The sequence below is a fragment of the Methylobacterium sp. A54F genome (genome assembly GCF_053346035.1).
This window is the reverse complement of the sequence record NZ_JBKFBF010000006.1, coordinates 229,532-255,394: the sequence shown is the minus strand read 5'-3', so window position 1 is coordinate 255,394 and position 25,863 is coordinate 229,532. Positions and strand designations below refer to the sequence as shown.

Sequence of the window (25,863 nt, the reverse complement as noted above, 5' to 3'; positions counted from 1 at the left end):
CTCAGCCCTTCGCGCCGCCCTTGGCGGGCGCGGTCTTGTCGCCCCGCCGGAACGTGGACCTGAGATTGTCCCACAGCTCCACCTTCACGCCGTTGCGCCGCATGATCACGTATTGCTGGAGCACCGAGAGGGTGTTGTTCCAGGCCCAGTAGATCACCAGGCCGGCCGGGAACGAGCCGAGCATGAAGGTGAAGATGATCGGCATGAAGGTGAAGATCTGCGCCTGGACCGGGTCCGGCGGCGCGGGGTTCATCTTCATCTGCACGAACATCGTCACGCCCATGATGAGCGGCCAGATGCCGAGATGCACGAAGTCGGGCGCCGCGAAGGGCAGCAGGCCGAACAGGTTGAGGATGCTCGTCGGGTCGGGCGCGGCGAGATCCTGGATCCAGCCGAAGAACGGCGCGTGCCGCATCTCGATGGTGATGAACAGGACCTTGTAGAGCGCGAAGAAGACCGGGATCTGGATCAGCACCGGCCAGCAGCCCGCGACCGGGTTGATCTTCTCCTTCTTGTAGAGCTCCATCATCGCCTGCTGCTGCTTCATCTTGTCGTCTGCGTAGCGCGTGCGGATCGACTGCATCTCCGGCTGCACGGCCTTCATCTTGGCCATGGAGACGTAGGAGCGGTTGGCGATGGGCAGGAAGAAGATCTTCAGGATGAGCGTCACGACGAGGATCGAGACGCCGAAGTTGCCGAACAGGTGGAAGAAGAAGTCCAGCGCCCGGAACATCGGCTTGGTGATGAAGTGGAACCACCCCCAGTCGATCATCAGGTCGAACTGCTTGATCCCGAGCTCACGCTCGTAGGAGTTGATGGTGTTGACTTCCTTGGCGCCGGCGAACAGGCGCTGGGTGTAGGCACCCGTGGCGCCGGGTTCGATGCTGCGGCCGTCGGCGCGCACGCTCGCCTGGTAGACCTTCGTGGCGCCGTCGGTGCGCTCCGTGAAGGCGCCCGTGAAGGGCACGCCCTGGTCGGGGATCGCGGTGGCCGCCCAGTACTTATCGGTGATGCCGACGAAGCCGCCGGTCACGTTCGCCCAGGCCTTGCCCTTGGTGCTCGGGCCGCCGTAGGCCGGCTCCTTGGCGAGGTGGTCGTAGGTGTATTCCTGGAGGCCGTCGCCGCCGAGCACGCCGACCATGCCCTCGTGCAGGACGTAGTAGCCCTGAGTGTGCGGCTTGCCCCAGCGCGAGACGAGGCCGTAGGGGAACAGGGTCACCGAGCCCGAGCCCTTGTTCTCGACCTCGTCGCGCACAGTGAACATGAACTTGTCGTCCACCGCCAGGACGCGACGGAAGACGAGGCCGGCCCCGTTGTCGAAGCTGAGCGTCACCGGCTTGCCCGGCGACAACACTTCGCCGTCGGCTTTCCAGAGCGTGTCGTTGTTCGGCAGCGGACCCGAGTTCGTGCCCACCCAGCCGAACTCGGCGTAGTAGGGCGTCTCGGTGCCGGCGGGCGAGAACAGCACGATCTCCGGGCTCTTGTCGCTCACGGTCTCGTGGTAGTTCTTGAGGGCCACGTCGTCGATGCGGCCGCCCTTGAGCGCGACGGACCCGCGGAGTGCGGGGGTCTCGATCCGGATGCGGGGCGAGCGGGCGAGCGCCGCGTCGCGGGACTCCGGCGCGCTCTGGTTCGCCAGGGTGCCGGCGACGGGGGCGGCGGGGCCGCCCTCCTTCGGGCTCGGCGAGGGAACGCCGTCCGGCGTGACGCCCGCGGGCTGCTGGGCGGCCTGCTGCTGCTTGAGCGCCGCCTGCTCCTGGCGCTGCTGCTCGACCCGGGGCCCGGCCACGAAGTACTGCCAGCCGAGGAGCACGACGAGCGACAGGGCGATCGCCACGATCATGTTCGTCTTGTCATTGCCCATCGCTGGTTCCGTCGCAGGCGTGTCGGCCGGGGGAGGGGGCGCGGAGGTTGCCCGCGCCGCGAAGATCAGGTGTGGGCCGGGAGGCCGCTTCACCAGGGGAACGGCGCGCCTCCTTCCGGCGCGCGCCGGACGACGGCTTCACCACCACGGTGACGGCGCGGCGCACCTCGTCCTTCAGGGTCTCGAAGGAAGCCCCGAGGGCGGGGCGGCGGCCGACCAGGACGATGTCGGCGGGAGCCGCCGGCAGGTCGGGCGCGACGGCCGCGACGGCGGCGCGCAGGCGACGCCGGATGCGGTTGCGCTCCGTGGCGTGCCCGACCCGCTTGGTGAGGGTGTAGCCGAGATGCAGCCCGGCGGCGGGCTGCCCGTCGCGGATCTCGTCCGCGTCACGCAGGCGTCCCTGCGCGGTGATGTGCTCGGTGTGGAAGCGGCGGCCCTTGGCCGCCGCCAGGAACTCGGAGCGCCGCCTCAGCCGTTCGATCGTCGACAAGCCGTCCGATCCTGCGCTGGGCTCGATGCCGGTGTCCGGGGCACGCGCCGCCGCGGCGGCGCGCGGGCAACCTCAGGCCGAGAGGCGCTTGCGGCCGTGGGCGCGGCGGGCCGCAATCACCTTGCGGCCGCCAGCGGTGGCCATGCGGGCGCGGAAGCCGTGGCGACGCTTGCGCACGAGCTTGCTCGGTTGATAGGTTCTCTTCATGGCCAAGGCCTCCAAAGGTCGAGGCGCGCTCGCGGGCGGCGGCTGCCGCACCCGACCTTCACGCGTCCTTCTCGGGTGATGTCTGCAAGCACGAGGGGCGCCCGAAGGGGCGCCGCGTCGCAACTGCCGCGGCTGATAGTGGATGGGGCCCGTCGAGTCAACGTTTTGACCCTTCGTCGACCCCTCAGTGGCCCTCGAATTCCATGAGCGTCCGCACCGGAACGCCGAGGTCGCGGATCTTCTGCGCGCCGCCGATCTCCGGCAGGTCGATCACGAAGCAGGCCGCGACGATCTCGGCCCCGGCCCCGCGCAGGAGATTGATCGCGGCGGTCGCGGTGCCGCCGGTGGCGATCAGGTCGTCGACGAGGAGCACCCGGTCACCGGGCTTCACGGCGTCCACGTGGATCTCGATCTCGTCGGTCCCGTATTCCAGCGCGTAGGCCATCGAGACGGTCTTGTGCGGAAGCTTGCCCTTCTTGCGGATCGGCACGAACCCGGTCGAGAGCTGGTGCGCCACGGCGCCGCCGAGGATGAAGCCCCGCGCCTCGATGCCGGCGACCTGGTCGATCCGTCCGCCCGCGAAGGGGTGCACGAGGCTGTCGACCGCGCGGCGGAAGGCGCGCGGGTCGCTCAGCAGGGTCGTGATGTCGCGAAAGATGATCCCCGGCTTCGGGTAATCGGGAATCGATCGGATCGAATCCTTCAGCGCGATGTGGCGGCGGGCTTCCATCGGGACGGCTTCCTGGGATCGGGTCAGCGCGGCATTAAGCAGATGCGGTGCCCCCTGAACAGTGCGGGCTCAGGCGTTGGCCTTGCGCAGGAGGGTGACGAGGTTGCGCTGGAGCACCTCGTTCCCGCAGGCGACGGAGCGGGCGGCCAGCGGCTCGGCCCCGCCGTCGGCGGAGGTCACGAAGCCGCCGGCCTCGCGCACCAGGATGATTCCGGCGGCGATGTCCCAGGTCTGCAGGTCGCGCTCCCAGTAGAGGTCGAGGCGCCCGCACGCGACGTAGGCGAGGTCCAGCGCCGCCGAGCCGAGGCGCCGCGTGCCGCCCGTCACCGCCATCACGGCCGCGACTTCCTTGAGGAGGCGCGGATGGTTGCCGCGGCCGAGATAGGGCGTGCCGTAGGCCGCGAGCGCGTCCGCCAGGTCGGTGCGGCCCGAGACGCGCAGGCGGCGGTTGTTCAGGTAGGCACCCTTGCCGCGCTCAGCGACGAACAGCTCGTCCTTGACCGGATCGTAGATCACGCCCGCGACGATCTGGCCGTCGCGCTCGAGGCCGACCGAGATCGCGAAGTGCGGGATGCCGTGCAGGAAGTTCGCGGTGCCGTCGAGGGGGTCGACGTGCCAGGTGTGGCTCTTGTCCTGGCCCTCGATGATGCCGTTCTCCTCCAGCACCATGCCGTAGCCGGGCCGGGCCTTCATCAGGGCGTCCCGCAAGACCTCCTCGGCCTTCCGGTCGGCCGCCGAGACGAAGTCGCCGGGCCCCTTGCGCGAGACCTGAAGGTTCTCGACCTCGCCGAAATCGCGGCGCAGCCCGCGCGAGGCCTTGCGCACCGCATCCACCATCACGGTCATCAGGGGGGAGGAGATCATGGTGTCGGGACGCTCGCCGGAATCTGGGGATTTGCGCGCGGTTTAGCGCAAACCGCGGAAAGATCGACCCCGGCCCCGGCAGGGCGGCCGTGCACGGGACGCCGCGCCCGCCCGAAACGGGCGGGCCGGCGCCGCTGCACGGCCGAGCGCGGCGGCCCTCAGGCCGCCATCGCGGCCTTGAGGTTCTGGTCGACCTTGTCGAGGAAGCCGGTGGTGGAAAGCCACCTCTGGTCGGGCCCGACGAGGAGCGCGAGGTCCTTCGTCATGAAGCCGGCCTCCACCGTGTCGACGCAGACCGTCTCCAGCTTGCTCGCGAAGGCCGCCAGGGCCGCATTGTCGTCGAGCTTCGCCCGGTGCGCGAGGCCGCGCGACCACGCGAAGATCGAGGCGATGGAGTTCGTGCTCGTCTCCTTGCCCTTCTGGTGCTCGCGGTAGTGGCGTGTGACCGTGCCGTGCGCGGCCTCGGCCTCCACCGTCTGGCCGTCCGGGGTGAGCAGCACGGAGGTCATCAGCCCGAGCGAGCCGAAGCCTTGGGCCACCGTGTCCGACTGCACGTCACCGTCGTAGTTCTTGCAGGCCCAGACATAGCCGCCCGACCACTTCAGCGCCGAGGCCACCATGTCGTCGATCAGGCGGTGCTCGTAGGTGATGCCGATGGCATCGAAGCGCGACTTGAACTCGTTCTGGTAGACCTCCTCGAACAGGTCCTTGAAGCGGCCGTCGTAGGCCTTGAGGATGGTGTTCTTGGTCGACAGGTAGACCGGGTACTTGCGGTTGAGGCCGTAGTTCATCGAGGCCCGCGCGAAATCGCGGATCGACTCGTCCAGATTGTACATGGCCTGGGCGACACCGGCGTCCGGGAACTTGAAGACCTCCTTCTCGATCACCGTGCCGTCGTCGCCCTCGAACTTGATGGTCAGGCGGCCCTTGCCGGGCACCTTGAAGTCCGTTGCCTTGTACTGGTCGCCGTAGGCGTGGCGGCCGACCACGATCGGCTGCGTCCAGCCGGGCACGAGGCGGGGCACGTTGCGGCAGATGATCGGCTCGCGGAAGATGACGCCGCCGAGGATGTTGCGGATCGTGCCGTTCGGCGACTTCCACATCTCCTTGAGGTTGAACTCCTTCACCCGCGCCTCGTCGGGCGTGATGGTGGCGCACTTCACGCCGACGCCGTGGCGCTTGATCGCCTCGGCCGCATCGACCGTGACCTGGTCGTTCGTCGCGTCGCGGTGCTCGACGCCGAGGTCGTAGTAGTCGAGATCGATGTCGAGGTAGGGGTGGATCAGCTTGTTCTTGATCTCGGCCCAGATGATGCGAGTCATCTCGTCGCCGTCGAGCTCGACGACGGGCTTCGCCACCTTGATCTTCGCCATGATCCGCAGACCTTCCTGAAGCTGGGCCACCGGCGGCCGCCACGCAAGGCGGATGCCGCATTCCGGCGCCGTCCATAGCGCGGTGCAGCACGAGGCGAAAGGTTCGCGACCGGGCATGGCGCCTGACATCGGCCCGCCGCTGTCAGCGAGGGCGGCCCGGCGGTTCAGGGCAGATCTCGGCCGCTCCGGCGCCGGCGCTCTCGGTTGCTTTGTGCGGCGCGCGCCTCATGCTCGAATGGTCTCGGTCGAAGAGGTCCGGTGCCCTTGCGTTGCACGGCCGGTGATGCCAACCGCCGGAGCGTTGTGGGCTCGGCCCACCGGAACGAGCATCATGTCGCGATCAGGCCCCCGCGCTCCGCAGGGCGGAGACCCAGAGCTGCCGGTGGGCCTGCCGCCCGCCATCATCCTGGTCGAACCGCAACTCGCCGAGAACATCGGCATGACGGCCCGCGCGATGGCGAATTTCGGTCTGTCGGAGCTGCGCCTCGTCAACCCTAAGAACGGCTGGCCCAAGAAGGGCGTGCGTGAGGCCGCCTCGGGCGCCACGCACGTGCTCGATGCCGCCACGGTGCACGCGAGCCTCGCCGAGGCGATCGGCGATCTCTCCTTCGTGCTCGCCACCACTGCCCGGGAGCGCGGGCAGATGAAGCGGGTTTTCGGCCCGGAGGAGGGGCTCGCCGAGATCGCGGCGCGCGAAGGGCAGCGCACCGGGATCCTGTTCGGGCGCGAGAGGGTCGGGCTGACGAACGACGAGGTCTCGCTGGCCGACGCTATCGTCACCTTCCCGGTTTCGCCGGACTTCCCCTCGCTGAACCTCGCGCAGGGCGTGCTTCTGGTCGCCTACGAGTGGCGGCGCGCGAGCGGCCGGGCGCGGCTGCCCTTCTCGGGCGAGGCGCTTTCGCCGCCGGCGCCCCGCGAGGCGCTCGTCTCGCTCTTCGGATACCTGGAGGAGACCCTCGAGGCGGCAGGCTTCTACCCGCCCGAGAAGCGCGAGATCATGGCCCGCAACATGCGCGACATGCTCCACCGGATGGCGATGACCGAGCAGGACGTGCGCACCCTCCGGGGGGCGCTCCGGGCGCTCGCGCGAGCGGGCGGGGCAGGCCCCGGCGGGACAACCTGAAGCGGCTTTTGCGGACGTTCCCGTTAACGTGGAGTGCAGGTTTGCCCGTGACGATGGGCAACCATGCAGTGCGTGAGCCTCAGTCGCGTCGGCGGCGAATTCCTCTGTTCGGACCGTGAGGCAGCCTTCCAGGCGGACCGCCTGCCCGAGACCCTGCGCCATGCCGGGCTGCTCTTCGGCCTGTCGGCCGTCCTCAACTTCCTCTTTCTGGCGAGCGACTGGCGCTTCCACGGCACCGATCATTTCTGGGTGGCCGTGCCCGCCCGGCTCATCCTCGTCGCCGCGTCCATCGCCTGTCTCGCCAGCGTCCGGCGGATGCGCACCTTCCTGGCCCTGCAGCGCCTGATGCTGGGCTGGGAGGCGGTCGCGACCGTCTGCGTCGGCCTCCTCGTCTCCTCGCGGTCGGACATCGCCCTGTTCGTCGTCCTGCTGCTGCCGGCGATCTTCCTGCTCGTCGTGCCGACGAGCTTCCGCTGGACGGTCTGCGTCGGCCTCGCGAGCACCATCGCCCTGATGGCGTGCTACATGCTGCCGCCGCCCGTGCCCGACACGGCGCTGGGACTGGTGCTGGCCGTGTTCATCGAGGCGGTGGCGCTGCTTCTCGTGGTGGTCCGCTCCAATCGCCTGCGCCGCTTCGAATGGGCGGCCGTGCAGGCCGAGCGCCGGGCGAATGCCGAGCTGGAGGAGAGCCAGCGCCTGTTCGAGACCCTGTTCAAGGCGGTTCCGATCCCGGTGGTCGTCTCCACCGTCGCCGAGGGCCGCTTCACGGGCATGAACGATGCGGCCTATCGCTTCTTCGGCATCGCCGGGCCCGCGCAGCTGAGCGCGCTCACCACCCGGGATCTCATGGCGGGTGCCAACCGCCGCATCCTCCACGATGTCCTCCACCGCGACGCCCGCGTGCACGACCACGAGACCAGCCTGATGACCGCCGATGGCGGACGGCGGGACGTGCTGCTCTCGCTGGAGCCCGTCGAGATCGGCGGCAACGCCTGCGTGATCTCGACCCTCGTGGACATCACGGCCCGCAAGGCCACCGAGGAGGCGGTCCGCGAGGCGGCCAACCACGACGTCCTGACCGGGTTGCCGAACCGCGGCCTGTTCCAGGCGACCCTCGACGCCGCGATCGAGCGGGCGGCGGAGGAAGGCGGACAGGTCGGCCTGATCCTGCTCGACCTCGACGACTTCAAGGAGGTCAACGACACCCTCGGCCACGATGCCGGCGACGCGCTCCTCAAGGAGGTGGGCCGCCGACTCTCCGGCCTCGTCGGGCCGGGCGACCTCGTGGCCCGGCTCGGAGGGGACGAGTTCGTGGTCGTGACGGGGGACGACGAGGATGGGCTCGCGGCCCGCGCCGCCGCGGTGCTGGCGGTGCTGGAGCCCAGCATCGGCATCGGCGGCCGCAGCGTGACGCCGCGGGCGAGCCTCGGGCTTGCCGGCTACCCGACCCACGCCCAGAGCGCCGCCGATCTCCTGACGAACGCCGACCTCGCCCTCTACGCCGCCAAGGGTGCGGGACGGAACCAGGCGCGCCCCTTCGAGCCCGCGCTGAGGGCGAGTATCGAGGAGCGGGTGACGATCGCGCGCGAGATGCGGACGGCGCTCGCCGAGGGGCAGGTGGTTCCCTACTACCAGCCGAAGGTCTGCCTCGCCTCGGGCGCGGTGATCGGCTTCGAGGCGCTCGCTCGCTGGCGTCACCCGACACGCGGCGTACTCGCACCGTCCGCCTTCGCGTCGGTGTTCGACGATCCCGAGATCGGCGCCGCGGTCGGGACCTGCCTCGCCGCCCAGGTGGCCCGGGACGTCGCAGGCTGGCTCGACCGCGGGCTTGAGCCGGGCCGGGTCTTCATCAACCTGTCCACGGCGCAGTTCGCCGATCCCGGGGGCGGCGCCGGCATCCTGGCGACGCTCGGGAGCACCGGCGTCGCGCACGATCGCTTCGGCGTCGAGGTGACCGAGACGGTCCTTCTCGGCGACCAGGCCGAGCGGGTCGCCGCCATGCTCCAGCAACTGCACGGTGCCGGCATCCGCGTCGCGCTCGATGATTTCGGCACCGGCTACGCCTCGCTCACCCACCTGAAGCAGTTCCCGGTGGACGAGATCAAGATCGACCGCAGCTTCGTCTCCGACCTCACCCGGGACATGAACGATGCGGCGATCGTCACCGCGGTGCTGCAGCTCGGCCGCAGCCTCGGCCTGACCGTCGTGGCGGAGGGGGTCGAGACGGCGGAGCAGGCCGCCTTCCTGAAGGCGGGCGGCTGCGCCCAGGCACAGGGCTACCTCTACGCGCGCCCGACCGCACCCGATGCGGTGCCCGCGCTGCTCGAAGCCTGCGCGCGCGCGGTGCCGGTCGCCGCCTGATCGCGCAGCGGGGCCGGCTCAGCCGACCTTGGCGAGGGCCTGCTCGATATCCGCGATCAGGTCCTCGACGGTCTCGAGGCCGATCGAGAGCCGCACCGTCTCCGGCCCGACGAGGGCCGCTGCCCGCTCCTCGGGGCGAAGCTGGCGGTGCGTGGTGGTGGCCGGATGGATCGCGAGCGACTTGATCTCGCCGATGTTCACGAGGTGCGAGACCAGCTCCAGGCTCATGATGAATTCGAGGGCCGCCGGCTCGCCGCCCTTCAGCGCGAAGGTGAAGATCGAGCCGGGTCCCTGCGGGGTGTAGCGCCTCGCCAGCGCCTCGCCGGGCTGTCCGGGCAGGCCTGGGTAGCTCACCCACTCGACCTTCGGATGGTCCTTGAGATAGGCCGCGACGGCGCGGGCATTGGCACAGTGCCGCTCCATGCGCAGGGGGAGCGTCTCGATGCCGGTGAGCGTCAGGAAGGCGTTCATCGGCGAGAGGCCGGGCCCGAGGTCGCGCAGCCCGAACAGGCGGCAGGCCGTGGCGAAGCTGGTCTCCGGGAAGCGCTCGGAGACCACGAGGCCGTCGTAGTCCGGCCACGGCTCGGTGATCAGGTTGTAGTGTCCGCTCCGCGTCCAGTCGAAGCGGCCCGCGTCGCAGATCACGCCGCCGATCGTCTGGCCCGATCCGCCGAGGAACTTCGAGGTGGAGTGCACCACGATGTCGGCGCCATGCTCGATCGGCCGGATCAGCGCGGGCGAGGCCAGGGTGTTGTCGACGACGAGGGGCAGGCCGTGGCGCCTCGCCACCGCCGCGATCCCCTCGAGGTCCATCACGGCCGCGCAGGGGTTCACGATCGATTCGCAGACGATCGCCCGGGTCTCCGGCGTGATCGCCGCCTCGAAGTCCTCGGGCGTCAGACCCTTGGCGAACTGCGGCTTCAGGTCGTAGCGACCGTCGAGGCGACGCATCAGGCCGAGCGAGCCGCCGAACAGGCGCGAGGAGGCCACGTAGGCGTCCCCGCTCTTCATCAAGGTCATCAGGACGAGGAGCACCGCCGACTGGCCGGACGAGACCGCCACGGCCGCCTTGGCGCCTTCGAGGGCGGCCACGCGCCGCTCCAGGGCGGCCACGGTGGGATTGGAGCCGCGCGAGTACGAGAAGCCCGTGCTGCGCATCGCGAAGATGTCGGCCGCCTGCTCGGTCGACTCGAACACAAAGCCGTTTGTGAAATAGATCGGCTGGACCCGGGCACCGGTCGCCGGGTCGGGGCTCGCCCCCGCGTGGATGGCCTGCGTGGCGAAGCGGTGGGGCATCTTCTCGTCGGCCATGGTCTGCGACTTTGGGCTGAGGCCGCCTCAGGCGGCGCGGCTGACGAAGGCGCGGAGGGTCCGCACCAGGGTCGTCGGTTCGTAGGGCTTCGGGATGAAGCGGGCCCCGTCCGGCATGTCGTGCGGCCCCGGCGTGCCCATGCCCGAGACGACCAGGACCGGGATCGCGGGCCAGCGGTCGGCGACGAGGCGGGCCAGCGCGAAACCGTCCATCGAGCCCTGCGGCATGTCGACATCCGTCATCAGGACCTCGACGTCGTCGCGATTCTCCAGGACCTTCAGGGCCTTGTCGGCATGGCTCGCCTCCAGGACCGTGAACCCGGCATCCGCCAGGGTATCGGAGGCTTCCATCAGGAGAAGTCCGTCATCCTCGACGAGGAGCACGACGGGTTGCTCGGACGGATTGTCGGTCATCAGGCCAGCGATAATCCCTGAACTCGGAGTCCGGGGCCTATTCCCCACGCCAGCCTGCGTCAAGGAGCGGGCGCCGCCGGCGCAGTCGCACGATCCCGCCCCTGGTCCGCCGGCCAAGCGGCCTGGCTCTGCGGGACGGACTGAGCCGGGCTCAGCCGCGGGGGCCGAGCAGGATCACCCCCGCTCCGGCGAGGCAGATCGCGGCGCCCGCGACGTCCCACCGGTCCGGCCGCTGTCCCTCGGCAGCCCAGAGCCAGACGAGGGCCCCGGCGATGTAGACGCCGCCATAGGCCGCATAGGCTCGACCCGCTGCCTCACTGTCGACGCGGGCGAGCAGCGCGGCGAACACCGCGAGGGCGGCAAGCCCCGGCAGCAGCCAGAGCGTGGACCGGCCGAGGCGCAGACAGGCCCAGAACGCGTAGCAGCCGGCGATCTCGGCGAGCGCGGCCGCGGCGTAGAGGAGGAAGGAAGCCATGCGGCCTCCTTCCATGGTGGGGCAGGCGGAGCAAGCTCCCGCCAGACCGCGCAGCCTCAGGCCGCCGTGCCCAAAGCTGCGGAGAGCGGAGCATCGAGCGTCAGGACGACGCCGGTCGGCGGGAAGGTGAGATGCACCTCGCCGCCGAAGCTGTGGATCAGGCTGCGCTCGATCATCCGCGATCCGAAGCCGGTCCGGGTCGGCGGCGCGACCGAGGGACCGTCCGCCTCCTCCCAGCGCAGGTGCAGGCGCTCGGTGTCCTCCCCGCCCGCGAGGTGCCAGCTCACCGTGACGTGACCTTCCGGCACCGAGAGGGCGCCGTACTTGGCGGCGTTGGTGCCGAGCTCGTGCAGCATCAGGGCGAGGGTCAGGGCGGGACGGGGCCCGAGGGTCACGTCGGGGCCGACGATGCGGAAGCGGCCAGGCGCGCCGTCGCCGTGCAGAATGATCGCGCCGTTCACGAGGCCGCGCAGGTCCGCGCTCGACCAGGAGCCCTGGAGCAGCACGTCGTGGGCCTGCGCCAGCGCGACGAGGCGCGCACTCAGGGCTTCCCCTGCGGCCTCGCGGGAGCTGGCATTGCGCAATGTCTGCGTGGCCACCGCCTGCACCAGGGCCAGCGTGTTCTTCACCCGGTGGGCAAGCTCCTGCATCAGCAGCGTCTGGCGGGCCTCGTTCTGCTTCAGGTCGGTGATGTCCCGCGAGACGGCGAGGATGCGCTCGGGCTGTCCATCGCTCCCGTTGATCGGTGCCACCGCGATGTCCCACCAGGTCGGCGCGGCGTCGGTACCGGCGGCGCCCAGCATCGCCTGGAAGCGTCCGGAGCGGCCGGCCCGCGCCTCGTCGAGCGCCCGCATCACCTGTTCGCGGCTCTCCGGACAGGACCAGAAGCCGACCCACGGCCGCCCGATGAGGCCCGCGAAGTTCGCGACGCCGAAGATGCTCGGCCCGTTCTCGCTCAGCGTGATCAGGCGGCCGTCGAGATCGAGCACCTTCACGCAGTCGGTGCTGCTCCAGAGGATGCGGCGGTTGAACTCTTCGCTCGCCCGAAGCCGCGCATTCAGCTCCTGCGCGCTCGCGAGGCGCGCCGCGCCGGCCGCGAGGTCGCGCCGGTACAGCGCGACCGTGTGCGCGGCGGCGACCCGCATCCGCTCGGTCTCGGCCGAGGCCCGGTCCGCCTCGGCGCGGCTCGCACTGCGCTCGGCGGCGAAGATCTGGCCGAGGCGGCTGTTGCGTTCGGCTTCTGCCTCAGCCCTCAGGCAGGCCTGAGCCAGGAGCGCACGCAGTTGTGCGTTCTCGGCCTCAAGCGAGGCGACGCGGCGCTCGTCGCCGAGGCCGTAGCTCAAGATGCTCGTGCAGCCCACCGCACACCCCATCCGCGCCCGTCGGCTCCGGCCCCGGTTGATCCCGGGCGCCCGGCACGGCGCGTCGATCAGCCGATCGGCGAGGCGTTGCTACGCTGGGCCCACGCGTCGCCGGGCACGGACGGCTCAGGCCGTTTCTCGTGCCGGCGAGGCCCTCTGCGGCTCGCGATTCGGTAATGGCACGAGGCTAGCACGATCGCGCCCGGCTGCAAGTAAACTATATTGCGAAAAGAGTTCCGGGCGTCGGATCGACTGAAGACGGAATTGCGCCAGGCGCGATCACTTGTTCCGCCCAAGCAGCACCAGCCATCCGACCCCGAGGGTGAAGACGACCATCCCGATGGTGATGAAGACGGGCGTGCCGAGATCGATCAGGCGCGGCGCGAGCTGGGTGGCGAAGGCCGCGACCACCAGGGCGACGGCCACGCGCGCGGCCGCCCGCTCGATGCCGCGCGTCACCTTGTCGAGGCCCTTCACCTCGATCTCGACGGTGACGCGCCCCTGCTTCAGGCGCACCAGCATGAGGTGGATCAGCGTCGGCAGCTCCGAGGCCGCGCCGTAGAGCCCGACGCCGAGCGCCTCGGCTTTCCGCTTGAGGCCGTTCAGGGAGAACTGCCGCTGCATCGTGGTGCGCACGGTCGGTCCCGCGGCGGCGAACAGGTCGAAATTCGGATCGAGGTGGCGCATTACGCCGTCGGCGGTGACGAGGCCCTTGAACAGGATCGCGAGGTCGGTCGGCATCGCGAGGTCGTTCTCGCGGGCCATGGTCATGAAATCGGTGAGCACGAGCCCGAGGTTGAGCGGGATCGACGAGTGGCTCTCCACGAAGGCCTGGGCGGAGGCCTCGAGACGGGTCAGGTCCGGGTTGCTGGCGCCGGTCCAGTCGAGGAGCACGGCCATCAGCCCGTCCGCATCCTGCTTGAGCATGGCGCCGATCAGGACGAGGAGCTGGTTGCGCCGCTTCTGCGAGAGGCGCCCGATGATGCCGAAATCGATGAAGCCGATGCGGTTGCCGGGGAGCGCCAGCAGGTTGCCGGGGTGCGGGTCCGCGTGGAAGACGCCCTCGATGAGGGCCATGCGCAGGAAGGCGTCGGTGCCCTTCTGGGCGAGGAGCTTCTTGTCGACCCCGGCCGCCGCCAGGGCGGCCTCGTCGGTCGGCGAGATGCCGTGGATGAACTCCTGGACGAGCACCCGCTCCGAGCACCATTCCCAATGGATCTTCGGGAAGACGATGTCGTCCCGCTCGTCGAAGATCTGGGCGAGCAGCTCGCAGTTGCGCGCCTCGTTGAGGAGGTCGAGCTCGCCGTTGAGGCCGGCCGCGAGGTGGCGCATCTGCTCGCGAGGCTGGTAGCGGGCCATGTCCGGCCACTCGGTCTCGACGATGCGGGCGCCGTGGGCCATCAGGCGGAGGTCCGCGTCGATGATCTTGCGCAGGCCCGGCCGCAGCACCTTCACGACCACCTCCTCGCCGGTGTGGAGGCGTGCCCGGTAGACCTGGGCGATGGAGGCGGAGGCGATCGGGTCGGTGTCGAACTCGGCGAAGACCTCGTGCGGCGAGGCGCCGAGGTCGGCTTCGAGATGCGGCTGGATCACGTCCCAGGGCAGAGGCGAGACCTGGCTGTGGAGCTTCTCCAGCTCCTCCGTCCAGGCGGGCGAGAGGAGGTCGGGGCGGCTGGCCAGCACCTGGCCGAATTTGATGAAGGTCGGTCCGAGCGCCTCGATCGCCCGCCGCAGGCGCTCGGGCTCCGAGAGGCGCGTGACGTCGACGCGCGGCGTGCGCCGGGGAATCAACGGCAGGTAGCGCAGCCCCAGCCGATCCACGACCTTGGTCACGCCGAAGCCGATCAGGATCGTGGCGATCTCCGACAACCTCTGGCGGTCGCGCGCGGCAACGAAGGCGGTTTTCAACATCGAGCGGATGACCCGTTCATGCGCCAGGAGGACGTGCGCCCGGCAAAGCGCCAGCTTGAAGACTTTTTTAGGGTCGCGGGTCCAGCGACCCGGTCGTCCGGGCGCGCGCCTTGCGCCGTTCTCGGCGGGGAGCGTAAACCGTCGCTCGCGGTGCCGCAGCCCGAGGAGAGACCGATGACCGACCGCCTACCCGGCTTCAACACCCTGGCGATCCACGCGGGTGCGAGCCCCGATGCGGCGACCGGCGCGCGGGCGACGCCGATCTACCAGACCACGAGCTTCGTGTTCGACGACGTCGACCACGCCGCCTCGCTGTTCGGGCTGCAGGCCTTCGGCAACATCTACAGCCGCATCACCAACCCGACGAACGCGGTGCTGGAGGAGCGGATCGCGGCGCTGGAAGGCGGCACCGCGGCGGTGGCGGTGGCCTCGGGCCATGCCGCCGAGTTCCTGACGATGCACGCCCTGATGCAGCCCGGCGACGAGTTCATCGCGGCCAACAAGCTCTACGGCGGCTCGATCAACCAGTTCAACCACTCCTACAAGAACTTCGGCTGGGGCGTGGTCTGGGCCGACACCGACGATCCCGATTCCTTCGAGCGGGCGATCACGCCGCGCACCAAGGCGATCTTCTGCGAGTCGATCGCCAACCCGGGCGGGGTCATCACCGACATCGCGGCGCTCGCGGCCATCGCCAAGCGCCACAACATCCCCCTCGTCGTCGACAACACCATGGCGACGCCGTACCTGATCCGGCCCTTCGAGCACGGCGCCGACATCGTCGTGCATTCGGCCACCAAGTTCCTGGGCGGCCACGGGAACTCCATCGGCGGCCTGATCGTCGACGGCGGCTCCTTCAACTGGGCCGGCGACGCGCGCTACCCGATGCTCTCGCAGCCGCGGCCCGAATACGCCGGGATGGTGCTGTCGGAGACCTTCGGGAATTTCGGCTTCGCCATCGCGGTGCGGGTGCTCGGCCTGCGCGACCTCGGCCCGGCGCTCTCGCCCTTCAACGCCTTCCTGATCCTGAACGGGATCGAGACGCTGCCCCTGCGCATGCAGCGCCACTCCGACAACGCCCTGACGGTCGCGACGCACCTCAGCCGGCACGCGGCGGTGGAGTGGGTCAGCTATCCGGGCCTCGAGACCGACCGCTACCACGCGCTGGCCCGGCGCTACACGCCGAACGGGGCGGGCGCGGTCTTCACCTTCGGGCTGAGGGGCGGCTACGAGACGGGCGTCAAGCTCGTCTCGAACCTGCAGCTCTTCTCGCACCTCGCCAACATCGGCGACACCCGCTCGCTGATCATCCACCCGGCCTCGACGACCCACCGCCAGCTCACCGACGCCCAGAAGAGCGCCGCCGGGGCGGGTCCCGAGGTGGTGCGCCTCTCGATCGGCCTCGAGGATCCGGCCGACCTAATCGCGGACCTCGACGCGGCGCTCGCGGGCTGATCAGGGCAGCGCCCGGACGACCCGGAAGCCGTTGGCGTAGTAGCGAACGTCGGCGTCGTAGCGGAACCGGGCCGTCGGGCGGACGTAAGTCGCCGTGCTGTCGAAGGAGCCGCCGCGCAGCACGCGCTGGCCGCAGGATCCCTGCGTCCAGGGCGCCCCGTCCGGGGGGGCCCCGCGGTAGGATTCGTTCCAGCAATCCTCGACCCACTCGGCGGCATTCCCGGCCATGTCGAACAGGCCGAAGCCGTTCGCCGCGAAGCTCGCCACGTCGGTGAGCTCGGGATTGGCGACCCGGCGGCAGTCCCGGCAATTGGCCCGGCCGTCGCCGACCTGCGCGCCCCAGGCGAAGGCGGTCCCGGACCCGCCCCGGGCGGCGTATTCCCACTCCGCCTCGCTCGGCAGGCGGTAGGTCTGCCGGGTCTTCGCGGTGAGCCAGGCGACGTATTCCTTGGCATCGAACCAGCTGACGTTGGTGATGGGCCGGCTGCCGGGCTGCGCGTCCGCCGGGCTCGGCCGGTACTTGCAGGCGCCGGCCTCCACGCAGGCCCGCCATTCGTCGACGCTCGTCTCCCGCCGCGCGATGGCGAAGGGCTTTGCGAGCGTCACGCGGTGCACCGGTCGGTCGAAGGGCGTTGCGGCCGCGCCCATCTCGAAGCTCCCGGGCGGCAGGGGCACCATCTCGGGGCAGCCCTCGCAGTCGCGCAGGCTCTGGGCCGCGCGCGGTGCGGGCTCGGGTGCGCGCGACGGCGGCGGGGCGGGGGGCGGCAGGGCGGCCGTGACGACGGGAGGCGCCGGCGGCGGCGCGGCCTGGCGCTCCGGCTCCGCGGGCGGGGGAGGCGGCGGCCGACGCTGCGGGCGCGGCGGCTCGGGCTCGTCGGCCCGCGCGGAAGTTCCCGGGGCCGGCATCGCGGACGCGGTGGGATTCCTTGCGAAGCGGAATTCCTCGCTCAGGGACGAGGCGACCCAGGGCACCTGTTCGGCCTTCGAGGCGCGGGAGACGCCGATGCGGGTGTGCGAGAAGGCTTCCTCGGCGGTGATGTTCGGCGCGCGCAGCTCCTTGCCAAGCTCGCTCATGAACAGGCTGACATCGCCGCTCTCCTCCCGCACCGCCTTGCCGGGTGGGGCGGAGAACAGCACCAGCGTGCCCTCGGGCGCGTCGACCGGCGCGAGACCGGCCGAGGAGGCGCGGAAGCGCCGCTCGAAGGGGTTCGGCCGGGCGGCGTCGATCACCGCGATCTTCACGCGGGCGCCGCGCCGGTTCAGCTCGCTCAGGATCGCATCCAGGCTGAGCCCGTCGCGGCGCACCTCGGTCTCGGACCAGATCTGCGCGTTGACGGGGATGAGGTAGGTCTGGCGGCCGACCTGGATGCCGTAGCCCCCGAAATAGACGAGCGCCGCCGAGCCGGCATTGAGCTTGGCGTAGAAGGCATCGAGGGCAGCCTGGGTGTCCTCGCGCCGCAGGTTCTCGCGCAAGTCGACGTCGAACTCGCTGCGCCGCAATTCCTCGGCGAGGAGGCGCCCGTCCTTGGCGATCGTCGGCAGGGGTCCCGGCGCATCGGGATAGCGGTTGTTGGCGATGACCAGGGCGAATCGGCGCCCGGCGCCGATCGGGTTCTGCGCCTGCGCCGAGCCCGTGAGGGCCTGGAGCGCCGCGGCCGCGAGCACGAGGAGGCATCCGCACGCGGCCAAGCTGCGCCGGATCCGCGGCTTCGCGACGACGTCCTCAGCGGCTTGTCCTGGCATCGGGGGCGACCTGGGGCTGAACAGGGCTTTGGGGCTTGGCAGGGCTTGGGCCTTCGGCATGGCTTGGGCCACGGTGCTGCGAAAACGGAGAGTACGCAATAGTCGCCCGCGGGTTGTACCGGTCTCGCATGCTCTCTTGCGGAGGATCTGTGACGTGATACACAATTCGGCGTAGTAGCTTCGCGTTTCCGAGTGCCGTATCAGGTCGTTCTCGCGCTGCTCGCCGCCGAATGCCGTCGATCCGAGCGGCCGGGCAGGTTTCGATTGGCCCGCCACACCGGGGGACAGCGTGACGTGTTCCGGAATTCGGGAGGCGCTCGCCGGTACCGGCGCGGCGCTCGTCCTCCTGTTCGCCTGCTGCGAGGCCCGCGCCGAGGACCGGAAACCCGGTCCGACGGCGTCGCCCCCGGGGGCCGCCGTCTACTTCATCGAGATCAAGAACGGCAGCGTTCTGCCGCCGAAGGCGATGGTCCGCTTCGGCCTGCGCAACATGGGCGTCGCGCCGGCGGGCTCGGACCGGCCGAATTCCGGGCACCACCACCTCCTGGTCGACGTGCCGATGCCGCCCCCGGACCGGCCGATCCCGAACGACTTCAACCACCTGCACTTCGGTGCCGGTCAGACCGAGGCCGAGGTCGACCTGCCGCCGGGGGAGCATACCCTCCAGCTCCTCCTCGCGGACAAGGACCACATCCCCCACAACCCGCCGGTCGCCTCCGAGGTGATCAAGGTCCGGGTCGCCTCACCCGACGCGCCGGCACCCACCGCCGCGGCCGGTGCCGCCCAGCGGCGGCCCTCGCCTCCGGGCGCCCGGGTCTACTTCGTCCAGCCCCGCAACGGTAACGTCGTGGCGCGCAAGACCCTGATCCGGTTCGGCCTGACCGGCATGGGCGTCGCCCCGGCGGGCTTCGACAAGGCGAATACCGGGCACCACCACCTCCTGATCGATGCGGCCCTCCGCTCGCCCGACGAGCGCATCCCGAACGATTTCGAGCACCTGCATTTCGGCCTCGGGCAGACCGAGGCGCAGGTCACCCTGCCGCTCGGCACCCACAGCCTGCAGCTCGTCCTCGCCGACGCGGATCACGTGCCCCACAACCCGCCGGTGATGTCCGAGGTGATCCGCGTGACGGTCACCCGGACGGGCCGGCGGCCGAAGGCGCACCGGCGCCAGCGCCGGTAGCGGGCGAATCAGGCCGCCAGCCCCAGGGCGGCGCGGGCCTCGGCCGGCGTCGCAGCGCGGCGCCCGTGCCGCTCCACCGCCGCGACGGCGAGCCCGACGAGCTCGGCGTTGCTGGCCGCCAGCCGGTCCCGGGTGATCCGGATGTTGTCCTCGAGCCCCGTGCGCACCGCATCCGCGCCGCGCGCCAGGGCCCAGTCCATCACCACGGCCTGGTTGCGGCCGATGCCGGCCGCCGTCCACGTCGCCCCGGGCAGCACCCGCCGCAGCTCCGCGAGGAGGCTGTCGAGCAGGGGCTCCTCGGCCGGCATCGCGTTCTGCACGCCCATCACGAACTGCACGTGCGGGCGCGCATCGATCAGCCCCGCCTCGACGAGGCGCCTGGCGCCGTGCAGGTGGGAGAGGTCGAAGATCTCGATCTCCGGGCGCACCCCGAAGTCCCGCATCTGCGTCGCGAGGTCCGTGACGAGCGTCGCGTGGTTCTCGTAGACGATCGTCGGGAAGTTGACGGAGCCCGTGGACAGGGAAGCCATGTCCGGCCGGTGTCCGAGCGAGAGTCCGCGCTGGCTCGGGTCGCGTCCGCGGCCGCCTGTCGAGAACTGGACGATCATGCCGGGGCAGTGGCGGCGCAGGCCCTCCTGAACGGCGGCGAAGCGATCCGGGTCGGAGGACGGGCTCTCGTCGTCGTTGCGGACGTGGATGTGCGCGAGCGTCGCGCCGGCCTCGTAGGCCTCCCGGGTCGAGGCGATCTGCTCCGCCACCGAGATCGGGACCGCCGGGTTGTCGGCCTTGCGCGGGACCGAGCCGGTGATTGCCACGGCGACGACGACGGGGGATGGACTGGGCATGGAGCGGCCTCCTCGGCTTCCGGGCTGGTGCGGGATTATAGCCCGGCCGCCGGAAACCCGCTGCGTCCCGCCGCGCCGTTCGGGCGGGCGTTGCGCCGCGGAGCCGCACGGCGCGCGCCTTGCCCCGGGCGCCTGGAACCGGGATAGGTTGGAACCGGAATAAAATCGAATCCGCGGAGCCGGGTTGCCGCCGGCTGCAGGGAAGGACGAGCCATGGACGTCGACGCGCTCACGCTCTCGCGCATCCAGTTCGGCTTCACCATGGCCTTCCACATCATCTTCCCGGCCTTCACGATCGGGCTCGCGAGCTTCCTGGCCCGCCTCGAAGGCCAGTGGCTCTGGACCGGCGACCCGATGTACCGGAACCTCTACCGGTTCTGGGTGAAGGTCTTCGCGGTGTCCTTCGGCCTCGGCGTCGTGTCGGGCATCGTGATGAGCTACCAGCTCGGCACCAACTGGTCGCGCTACTCGGACTTCATCGGCAACGTGCTCGGGCCGCTGATCCAGTACGAGGTGATCACCGCCTTCTTCCTGGAGGCCGGGTTCCTCGGGATCATGCTGTTCGGCTGGGACCGCGTCGGCGACCGGCTCCACTTCCTGTCCACCTGCATGGTGGCCCTCGGCACGCTGATCTCGGCCTTCTGGATCCTGTCGGCGAATTCCTGGATGCAGACGCCCGCGGGCTTCACGATCGAGAACGGGCGGGCGGTGGCCACCGACTGGCTGAAGGTGATCTTCAACCCGTCCTTCCCGATCCGCTACGCCCACATGGTGCTCGGCTGCTTCCTCACCACCGCCTTCGCGGTGGCGGGCATGTCGGCCTGGATGATCCTGCGCGGGCGCAAGGAGCCGCCCGCCAAGGTCGCGGGGGCCCGGCTCTCGCTCTCCATGGCGATGTGGTTCGCGGTGATCTGCACGCCGATCCAGATCTTCGTCGGCGACGCGCACGGCCTCGCGGTGCTGAAGCTGCAGCCGACGAAGCTCGCCGCGATCGAGGCGAACTGGGAGACGCAGGCGGACATGCCCCTGCTGCTCTTCGCGATCCCGAACATGAAGGAGGAGCGCAACGACTTCGAGATCGGCATCCCGAAGCTCGGCAGCTTCATCCTCACCCACGACTTCTCGGGCGTGGTGCCGGGGCTGAAGGACGTGCGGCCCGACGAGCGCCCCCCGGTCTGGCCGGTCTTCTACTCGTTCCGGATCATGGTCGCGATCGGCATGGCGATGCTGGGCCTGAGCCTCTGGCACCTGCTCCTGCGCTATCGCGGCACCCTCTATTCCAACCGGGTCTTCCTGACCTGCGCCATGCTGATGACGCCCTCCGGCTTCGGGGCGGTGCTGTTCGGCTGGTTCACGGCCGAGATCGGGCGCCAGCCCTACATCGTCTACGGGCAGCTGCGCACCGCCGACGCCCACTCGCCGCTCACCGCCCAGGCGGTGACGACGTCCCTCATCGCGTTCCTGATCGCCTATGCGATCATCTTCGGCTTCGGCAGCTACTACCTCGCCAAGCTCCTCAGGAAGGGACCGGAGCCCCTGGAGGAGGCGGTGCGGGGGGATTCGCTGGCGGCCAAGCCCAAGCGTCCGCTCTCGGCAGTCAACGAGGACCTGAAGCCGAACCCGGCCTGACGCCGGTCTCGACCGGGAGCCGACGTGGGTCGTCGCGCTCCCGGTGCACCGGCGCTCAATGCCGCGACGGGCCGCCGGGGCGGCGCGGCGTGTCGGCATCGACCACCGGCGCGAGGCCGAGCTGGCGGGCGAGGGAGACGAGGTCCTTGAGGCGGCCCGTCTGGGTCTTGCGGCGCAGGTTCAGCCGGTGGGTCTCGACCGTCCGGACGCTGAGGGCCAGGCGGCGGGCGACCTCCTTGTTGCTGAAACCGGCGCTGAGGAAGCGCAGGACCTCGGCCTCGCGGGGCGTCAGCCCCAGGCCGTCGCTCGCCTCCGGCTGCGCGGCCGCGGCCTCGCCCTCCACGAGCCGGCCCATGCCCTCGGCGAGCGCCAGCACCGCGGTGCAGACCTCCCGGGGGGTCGCGGCCCGGGCCACGAAGGCGTCGGCGCCCGCGGCCATCAGCTCGCGCAGGTCGCCGGCGGTGAGCGCCTGGAAGGCCACCAGCGTGCGCAGGTGGGGCAGGCGGTCCTTCAGGGCCGAGACCCGGGCGATGCTATCGGCGATCCGGGTCTCGTCCACGAAGACGAGGGCCACGGCGTTGTCGGTGTCGGTCCGCGCGAGATCGGCCTCGTCGATCGTCCGGAGCGACGGCATGTGCTCCAGGGTTGCACGGAACGTCGGACTGAGCCCCTGCGGCTCGTCCATGATCAGGACTCCAACGGCTCTACTCATGCCGGTCTTCCCCTCGCTTCCCGGCCCGAAACAAGTGGGCTGGGTTGCGTAGGTAGACTTCAAGACTCGTTCCACGACGGGAGCGGGCCAAAACGGCGTGGGAGAGAGTTAATTAAGCATTGGGATAGTAAATTTCCGGTTTTCGTGTGCCCGGATGGCACAGGGCCGTTAACCGAAGCCGTTCCGTTTCGTGCCATCTCCCGCCATGACCGTCGCGCGGTGAGGCATCTACGAAGCGAGGACTGGCACGGCGGCGTTTTAGCCTGCCCGTGCCAGGATCAGGTCGGTCGTCGCCGAGACCACGCGGTCGCGGCCGCCGGTCTTGGCCTCGTAGAGCGCGATGTCGGCGCGCTTCAGCAGGCCCTCGACGGTCTCGCCCTCGCTCCACTCGCTCACCCCGAAGCTGCAGGTGAGGCGAATCGGCCCCCGGCGCCCGCGCAACCGCAGGTCGCGCGCGAGGCCGCAGAGGCGCCGGGCCGCGGCCTCCGCTTCGTCGAGGCTCTTGTGCGGCAGCACCACCGCGAACTCCTCGCCGCCGAGCCGGCCCACGATGCCGTCCTCGGCGAGCATCCGCGCGACCCCCTGGATCGCCGCGTCGCCGATATCGTGGCCGTGCTCGTCGTTGATGCGCTTGAAGTGGTCGATGTCGACGCAGATCGCGGCCATGCGGCCGTGGTTGCCGACCTGATCGGCCGCGTCGCGGGTCCGGGCGAAGAAGGCGCGCCGGTTGAGGAGGCCGGTGAGCGGGTCGGTCTCGGCGAGGCGGATCAGCTCGCCCTGCATCGACGTCAGGCGCTCGGCCGCCCGCAGGCGGGCGTGCAGCTCCTCGGCGCCGGGCGGCTTCTCGATGAAATCGTCCGCCCCGCTGTCCAGCGCCTCGGCGAGGTTGCGGGCGTTGCGCGCCGAGGACATGGTGATCACGTAGAGGGGCCGGCGCGCCTCGGCGAGGAGCCGGGCCGACCAGCACAGTTCGAGACCGGTCATCGGCCGGACCTCGAGGCTGGTGATCAGAACCCGGACGCTCGGCGTCTGGGCCAGGAAGGCGAGCGCCTGCTCGGAATCCGTGAACGCATCGACCCGATGTCCGCGCGGTTCGAGGAGGCCGGACACGATCTTCAGGACCACGCGGCTCGAATCGACGATCACGACGTGCATGGCAGTCCCAGTACAACTTCCCGAACGCAGAGACCGTCGCACCGAAAGCTTAATGCCGGGCGAAGATGCCTGAGGCGTCCCCTTCACACGCCCCGCCGCCCGTCACGCCGGACGGCCGCTACATCGTCGTGCGCGGACGCCTCTGGCGCCGGACCAATCCGGGCCTGAGCGAGGACCGGCGCAGCGCGCTGGTCGCGGACCTGATGCGGGCGCGGAGGGCCGTCGCCACGGCCAAGCGGACGGCCGACCCGGAGGCCCTGGCTGCCGCGCGGGCGGGCGTCGATGCCGCGAAGGTCGGGCTCGGCGAGCGGGGCCCGGTCTGGTGGACGGACGGCGCGCCGGACGAAACGCGCCGCCTCGCCCGCAACACGCGCTACGCGGCGTGGTTCGCCGCGCTCAGCGACGCGGCACCGACACCGAGATGATGCGGGGGCCGCCCTCGACGGGCGCCGTGTCCGCCTGCGACCAGGCGCCGTCGCGGCCCCGGTTGATCACTCGCGCGGAGGTGTTCCGCGGGCTTCGCGCGGCGGGCCGGTCGGCGTTGATGACGGTGATGGTCGGGGTGCCGACGGGCGCACGGGGGATCCCCGTCACGGTCGGGATGCCGTAGGTGCCGTAGCTCCAGGGGGAGGGGACGATCTCGCTCGGCCGCGGGAAGCGCGTCAGGGGCGCCCCCACGTAGGCGCCCCGCACCGCCTCGTCCGCGTAGCCGTATCCCACGGCGCCCTGCTCGGCGTATCCGTAGGGCGCGCCGTAGCCCCGGCCGGCGAACCGTGCGTCGTAGGCCAGGACCGGCCCGGTCAGGCCGGCGAGCATCGTGGCGGCCAGGATCAGGCGGGGCAGGCCGGTTTGCGGCATCGGGATCACTCCAACACGGGGTTTCGGGTCTCGGCGCGAATCTTGGCGCGAACGCTTTAGGCGAGAACCGGCAGGCCGTGAGGGTCGTTCCGGCCCGGCCCGGAGGACCAGCCGCGCAGAGTGCTGAGCCGGCGGCCGTGCACAGGCCGCGACGGGTGGCCCCGTCAGCGACAGGTCGTGATGCGGCGGACGATCCAGCCCTCGCCCTCGACCCAGAGGCGACGGCGGGCGCGGCTGCAATTGGTGTTGTCCTCCTCGTTCTCGACCGCCGCCGCGGGCTTCACGGGGTCGCTCGCCTCGGCGACCCGGGTCGGTCCATGGTCGGCCGCCGGCGCCGCCGCGACGGGCAGGGCGGCCATGAGGAGGAGGGCCGCCGAGAAGCCGGCGGTGGTGATCGTCGTGCGCGTCATCGTCGTGAATCCCGCTACGCACCCACCTCGGGGCACGCCCTTGTGGCCTGGACATGGGGGTGCGGCTTCACGTGCCGCATCTCTCTGCCCCAACAATCCCCGAGCGGCCCGTTCGGTTGCAGCGCGGAGGCTCCGGCCCTGACATTGTGTGGCGTTAGTATGGCGGCGAACCCCCCTGGTGCGACGATCCTGCTGCTTGGGCACGCGCGCGGTCGCCCCCGGCGACCTTGCGGCGCGTGGCCGGCAGCTATAGGCAGGGCGCTGTGAAGCAGAGCGCGGACTCATCCCAGGTCTTGGGCCAGGTCTCGCGCTCTGCCGTTCCTTTTTGAGAACATTTCTAATCTTTGCAAATCGGGTACAGGATTTTCCGCGCCTGATTTGAACGCTTCCAAACTGGAGATCGATCATGGCGGACGGCTCGACGTTCGTTCAGGCCTTCACGATCCTGTTTCGGGAAGGCCTCGAAGCACTCCTGGTGATCGCGGCGCTGGCGGCCTTCCTCCGGCGGGCCGGCGCCTCGGAGAAGATCACGCCGCTCTACCTCGGCGCCGGGGCGGCGGCGCTCGCGAGCCTCGGCATGGCCTGGGTGTTCGAGACCTACTTCGACGGCGCCCACAACGACCTGATGGAGGCGGGCGTCATGCTCGCGGCGGCGGCGCTGATGTTCTACATGAGCGGCTGGCTGTTCCTGAAGCAGGATCCCCGGGCCTGGCAGGCGGATCTCAACCGCATGGCCGAGCGGGCGCTCGGGGCCGGCACCGTGATGTCGCTGGCCGGTATCGCCTTCCTGGCCGTGTTCCGCGAGGGCGCCGAGACCGTCCTGTTCCTCCACGCGCTCGCCAAGAGCGCCAACGGCTTCGACGGCTCGCTCCTCGCCGGCCTCGGGGTCGCGGCCCTCGCCCTCGTCGCGATGTTCGTCGCCATGCAGTGGCTGGCCCTGCGCCTGCCGCTGCGGCCGATGTTCCTCGTCACCTCCGCCTTCCTGTTCATCATGGGCCTCAAGCTCGTCAGCGAGGCGATCCAGGAGTTCCAGGAGCAGGCCGTCCTGCCCTTCAGCAGCGACGGCGTCCCGGCCATCGTGGCGAACATCGGCCTCAACAACGGCACCTGGGAAGCGATCGGCGCGCAGGGCGTTCTGGTCCTGATCGCCCTGGCGTGCCTCGGCACCTGGTGGCTGCGCGGCCGCGGCAAGGCCGCCGACCCGAAGGTGGACGGCAAGGTCGACGGCAAGTACGCGGCGGCCAAGCCGGCCCGGGTCGGCTGAGCGCTGGCCCCGCTCGCGGTTGGAGCGGGTGCCGGGGATCGCGGCGGGACCTGGAGGCCTCCTTCGAGGCCCCCTCACGGGGGCACCTCAGGATGAGGTCGCAGGGTGGGAGACGCCGTCCGTGT

24 protein-coding genes are annotated in these 25,863 nt (G+C 70.6%); 7 read left to right on the top strand and 17 right to left on the bottom strand.

The window, feature by feature from the left end; genetic code table 11:
- Position 1 precedes the first annotated feature (1 nt).
- From yidC to ACLBXP_RS12370, 6 genes are all read right to left on the bottom strand, one after another.
- On the bottom strand, positions 2–1,864 hold the full coding sequence (gene yidC / locus ACLBXP_RS12395; RefSeq protein WP_447667963.1) for a membrane protein insertase YidC: 1,863 nt from the start codon (positions 1,862–1,864) through the stop codon (positions 2–4).
- A complete protein-coding gene (gene rnpA, locus ACLBXP_RS12390; protein ID WP_447667962.1) occupies positions 1,854–2,354 on the bottom strand; it encodes a ribonuclease P protein component in 501 nt (166 codons plus the stop codon). Before rnpA ends, yidC begins: the two co-directional genes overlap by 11 nt.
- 72 nt (positions 2,355–2,426) lie before the next feature.
- Positions 2,427–2,561 (bottom strand): 50S ribosomal protein L34, encoded by a 135-nt coding sequence (gene rpmH / locus ACLBXP_RS12385; RefSeq protein ID WP_012253788.1) that lies wholly within the window; start codon positions 2,559–2,561, stop codon positions 2,427–2,429.
- 184 nt (positions 2,562–2,745) lie between these two features.
- Complete coding sequence (locus tag ACLBXP_RS12380) at positions 2,746–3,291, bottom strand: adenine phosphoribosyltransferase (RefSeq protein ID WP_447667961.1); 546 nt, start codon at positions 3,289–3,291, stop codon at positions 2,746–2,748.
- A gap of 69 nt (positions 3,292–3,360) precedes the next feature.
- Positions 3,361–4,155: an inositol monophosphatase family protein gene (locus ACLBXP_RS12375; protein ID WP_447667960.1), complete on the bottom strand. Its 795-nt coding sequence runs from the start codon at positions 4,153–4,155 to the stop codon at positions 3,361–3,363.
- A 158-nt stretch (positions 4,156–4,313) separates the two neighbouring features.
- On the bottom strand, positions 4,314–5,528 hold the full coding sequence (locus ACLBXP_RS12370; protein ID WP_447667959.1) for an NADP-dependent isocitrate dehydrogenase: 1,215 nt from the start codon (positions 5,526–5,528) through the stop codon (positions 4,314–4,316).
- A 331-nt stretch (positions 5,529–5,859) separates the two neighbouring features.
- Here ACLBXP_RS12370 and ACLBXP_RS12365 point away from each other — a divergent pair, with 331 nt between their 5' ends.
- Both ACLBXP_RS12365 and ACLBXP_RS12360 read left to right on the top strand, forming a co-directional pair.
- A complete protein-coding gene (locus tag ACLBXP_RS12365) occupies positions 5,860–6,651 on the top strand; it encodes an RNA methyltransferase (RefSeq protein WP_447667958.1) in 792 nt (263 codons plus the stop codon).
- Between the two features lie 63 nt (positions 6,652–6,714).
- A complete protein-coding gene (locus ACLBXP_RS12360) occupies positions 6,715–9,012 on the top strand; it encodes a putative bifunctional diguanylate cyclase/phosphodiesterase (RefSeq protein ID WP_447667957.1) in 2,298 nt (765 codons plus the stop codon).
- Positions 9,013–9,030: 18 nt separating this feature from the next.
- Here the strand turns inward: ACLBXP_RS12360 and ACLBXP_RS12355 are convergent, their stop codons facing one another.
- The 5 genes from ACLBXP_RS12355 to ACLBXP_RS12335 form a co-directional block, all read right to left on the bottom strand.
- Positions 9,031–10,323: an O-acetylhomoserine aminocarboxypropyltransferase/cysteine synthase family protein gene (locus ACLBXP_RS12355; protein WP_447667956.1), complete on the bottom strand. Its 1,293-nt coding sequence runs from the start codon at positions 10,321–10,323 to the stop codon at positions 9,031–9,033.
- 27 nt (positions 10,324–10,350) lie between these two features.
- A complete protein-coding gene (locus tag ACLBXP_RS12350; RefSeq protein ID WP_447667955.1) occupies positions 10,351–10,737 on the bottom strand; it encodes a response regulator in 387 nt (128 codons plus the stop codon).
- A 151-nt stretch (positions 10,738–10,888) separates the two neighbouring features.
- Complete coding sequence (locus tag ACLBXP_RS12345) at positions 10,889–11,212, bottom strand: YnfA family protein (protein ID WP_447667954.1); 324 nt, start codon at positions 11,210–11,212, stop codon at positions 10,889–10,891.
- A gap of 56 nt (positions 11,213–11,268) precedes the next feature.
- Positions 11,269–12,555: a sensor histidine kinase gene (locus tag ACLBXP_RS12340; RefSeq protein WP_447667953.1), complete on the bottom strand. Its 1,287-nt coding sequence runs from the start codon at positions 12,553–12,555 to the stop codon at positions 11,269–11,271.
- A gap of 297 nt (positions 12,556–12,852) precedes the next feature.
- Positions 12,853–14,484: an ABC1 kinase family protein gene (locus tag ACLBXP_RS12335; protein ID WP_447667952.1), complete on the bottom strand. Its 1,632-nt coding sequence runs from the start codon at positions 14,482–14,484 to the stop codon at positions 12,853–12,855.
- A gap of 174 nt (positions 14,485–14,658) precedes the next feature.
- Between ACLBXP_RS12335 and ACLBXP_RS12330 the strand changes: the two genes are divergently transcribed.
- A complete protein-coding gene (locus ACLBXP_RS12330; protein ID WP_447667951.1) occupies positions 14,659–15,939 on the top strand; it encodes an O-acetylhomoserine aminocarboxypropyltransferase in 1,281 nt (426 codons plus the stop codon).
- Here ACLBXP_RS12330 and ACLBXP_RS12325 read toward each other — a convergent pair whose 3' ends face one another.
- On the bottom strand, positions 15,940–17,628 hold the full coding sequence (locus ACLBXP_RS12325; protein WP_447667950.1) for an SUMF1/EgtB/PvdO family nonheme iron enzyme: 1,689 nt from the start codon (positions 17,626–17,628) through the stop codon (positions 15,940–15,942).
- Positions 17,629–17,971: 343 nt separating this feature from the next.
- Between ACLBXP_RS12325 and ACLBXP_RS12320 the strand changes: the two genes are divergently transcribed.
- Positions 17,972–18,865 (top strand): DUF4399 domain-containing protein, encoded by an 894-nt coding sequence (locus tag ACLBXP_RS12320; protein ID WP_447667949.1) that lies wholly within the window; start codon positions 17,972–17,974, stop codon positions 18,863–18,865.
- A gap of 8 nt (positions 18,866–18,873) precedes the next feature.
- Here ACLBXP_RS12320 and ACLBXP_RS12315 read toward each other — a convergent pair whose 3' ends face one another.
- Complete coding sequence (locus ACLBXP_RS12315) at positions 18,874–19,710, bottom strand: 3-keto-5-aminohexanoate cleavage protein (RefSeq protein WP_447667948.1); 837 nt, start codon at positions 19,708–19,710, stop codon at positions 18,874–18,876.
- Between the two features lie 213 nt (positions 19,711–19,923).
- On the opposite strand from ACLBXP_RS12315, the gene ACLBXP_RS12310 reads away from it, so the two are divergent.
- The gene (locus ACLBXP_RS12310) at positions 19,924–21,339 is read left to right on the top strand and encodes a cytochrome ubiquinol oxidase subunit I (RefSeq protein ID WP_447667947.1); all 1,416 of its coding nucleotides are present in this window, start codon (positions 19,924–19,926) and stop codon (positions 21,337–21,339) included.
- Between the two features lie 55 nt (positions 21,340–21,394).
- Here ACLBXP_RS12310 and ACLBXP_RS12305 read toward each other — a convergent pair whose 3' ends face one another.
- Together ACLBXP_RS12305 and ACLBXP_RS12300 are read right to left on the bottom strand one after the other, a co-directional pair.
- Entirely contained in the window at positions 21,395–22,051 is a 657-nt protein-coding gene (locus ACLBXP_RS12305) for a response regulator transcription factor (RefSeq protein ID WP_447667946.1), read from the bottom strand.
- 258 nt (positions 22,052–22,309) lie between these two features.
- The gene (locus tag ACLBXP_RS12300; RefSeq protein WP_447667945.1) at positions 22,310–23,206 is read right to left on the bottom strand and encodes a GGDEF domain-containing response regulator; all 897 of its coding nucleotides are present in this window, start codon (positions 23,204–23,206) and stop codon (positions 22,310–22,312) included.
- A 65-nt stretch (positions 23,207–23,271) separates the two neighbouring features.
- Here ACLBXP_RS12300 and ACLBXP_RS12295 point away from each other — a divergent pair, with 65 nt between their 5' ends.
- Positions 23,272–23,631: a hypothetical protein gene (locus tag ACLBXP_RS12295; protein WP_447667944.1), complete on the top strand. Its 360-nt coding sequence runs from the start codon at positions 23,272–23,274 to the stop codon at positions 23,629–23,631.
- Here ACLBXP_RS12295 and ACLBXP_RS12290 read toward each other — a convergent pair.
- Positions 23,603–24,064, bottom strand: coding sequence for a hypothetical protein (locus ACLBXP_RS12290; protein ID WP_447667943.1), 462 nt, complete (start codon positions 24,062–24,064; stop codon positions 23,603–23,605). The genes ACLBXP_RS12295 and ACLBXP_RS12290 overlap by 29 nt on opposite strands.
- A gap of 164 nt (positions 24,065–24,228) precedes the next feature.
- Entirely contained in the window at positions 24,229–24,474 is a 246-nt protein-coding gene (locus tag ACLBXP_RS12285) for a hypothetical protein (RefSeq protein ID WP_447667942.1), read from the bottom strand.
- A gap of 406 nt (positions 24,475–24,880) precedes the next feature.
- Between ACLBXP_RS12285 and ACLBXP_RS12280 the strand changes: the two genes are divergently transcribed.
- On the top strand, positions 24,881–25,738 hold the full coding sequence (locus ACLBXP_RS12280; protein ID WP_447667941.1) for an FTR1 family iron permease: 858 nt from the start codon (positions 24,881–24,883) through the stop codon (positions 25,736–25,738).
- The last annotated feature ends 125 nt before the right edge of the window (positions 25,739–25,863 follow it).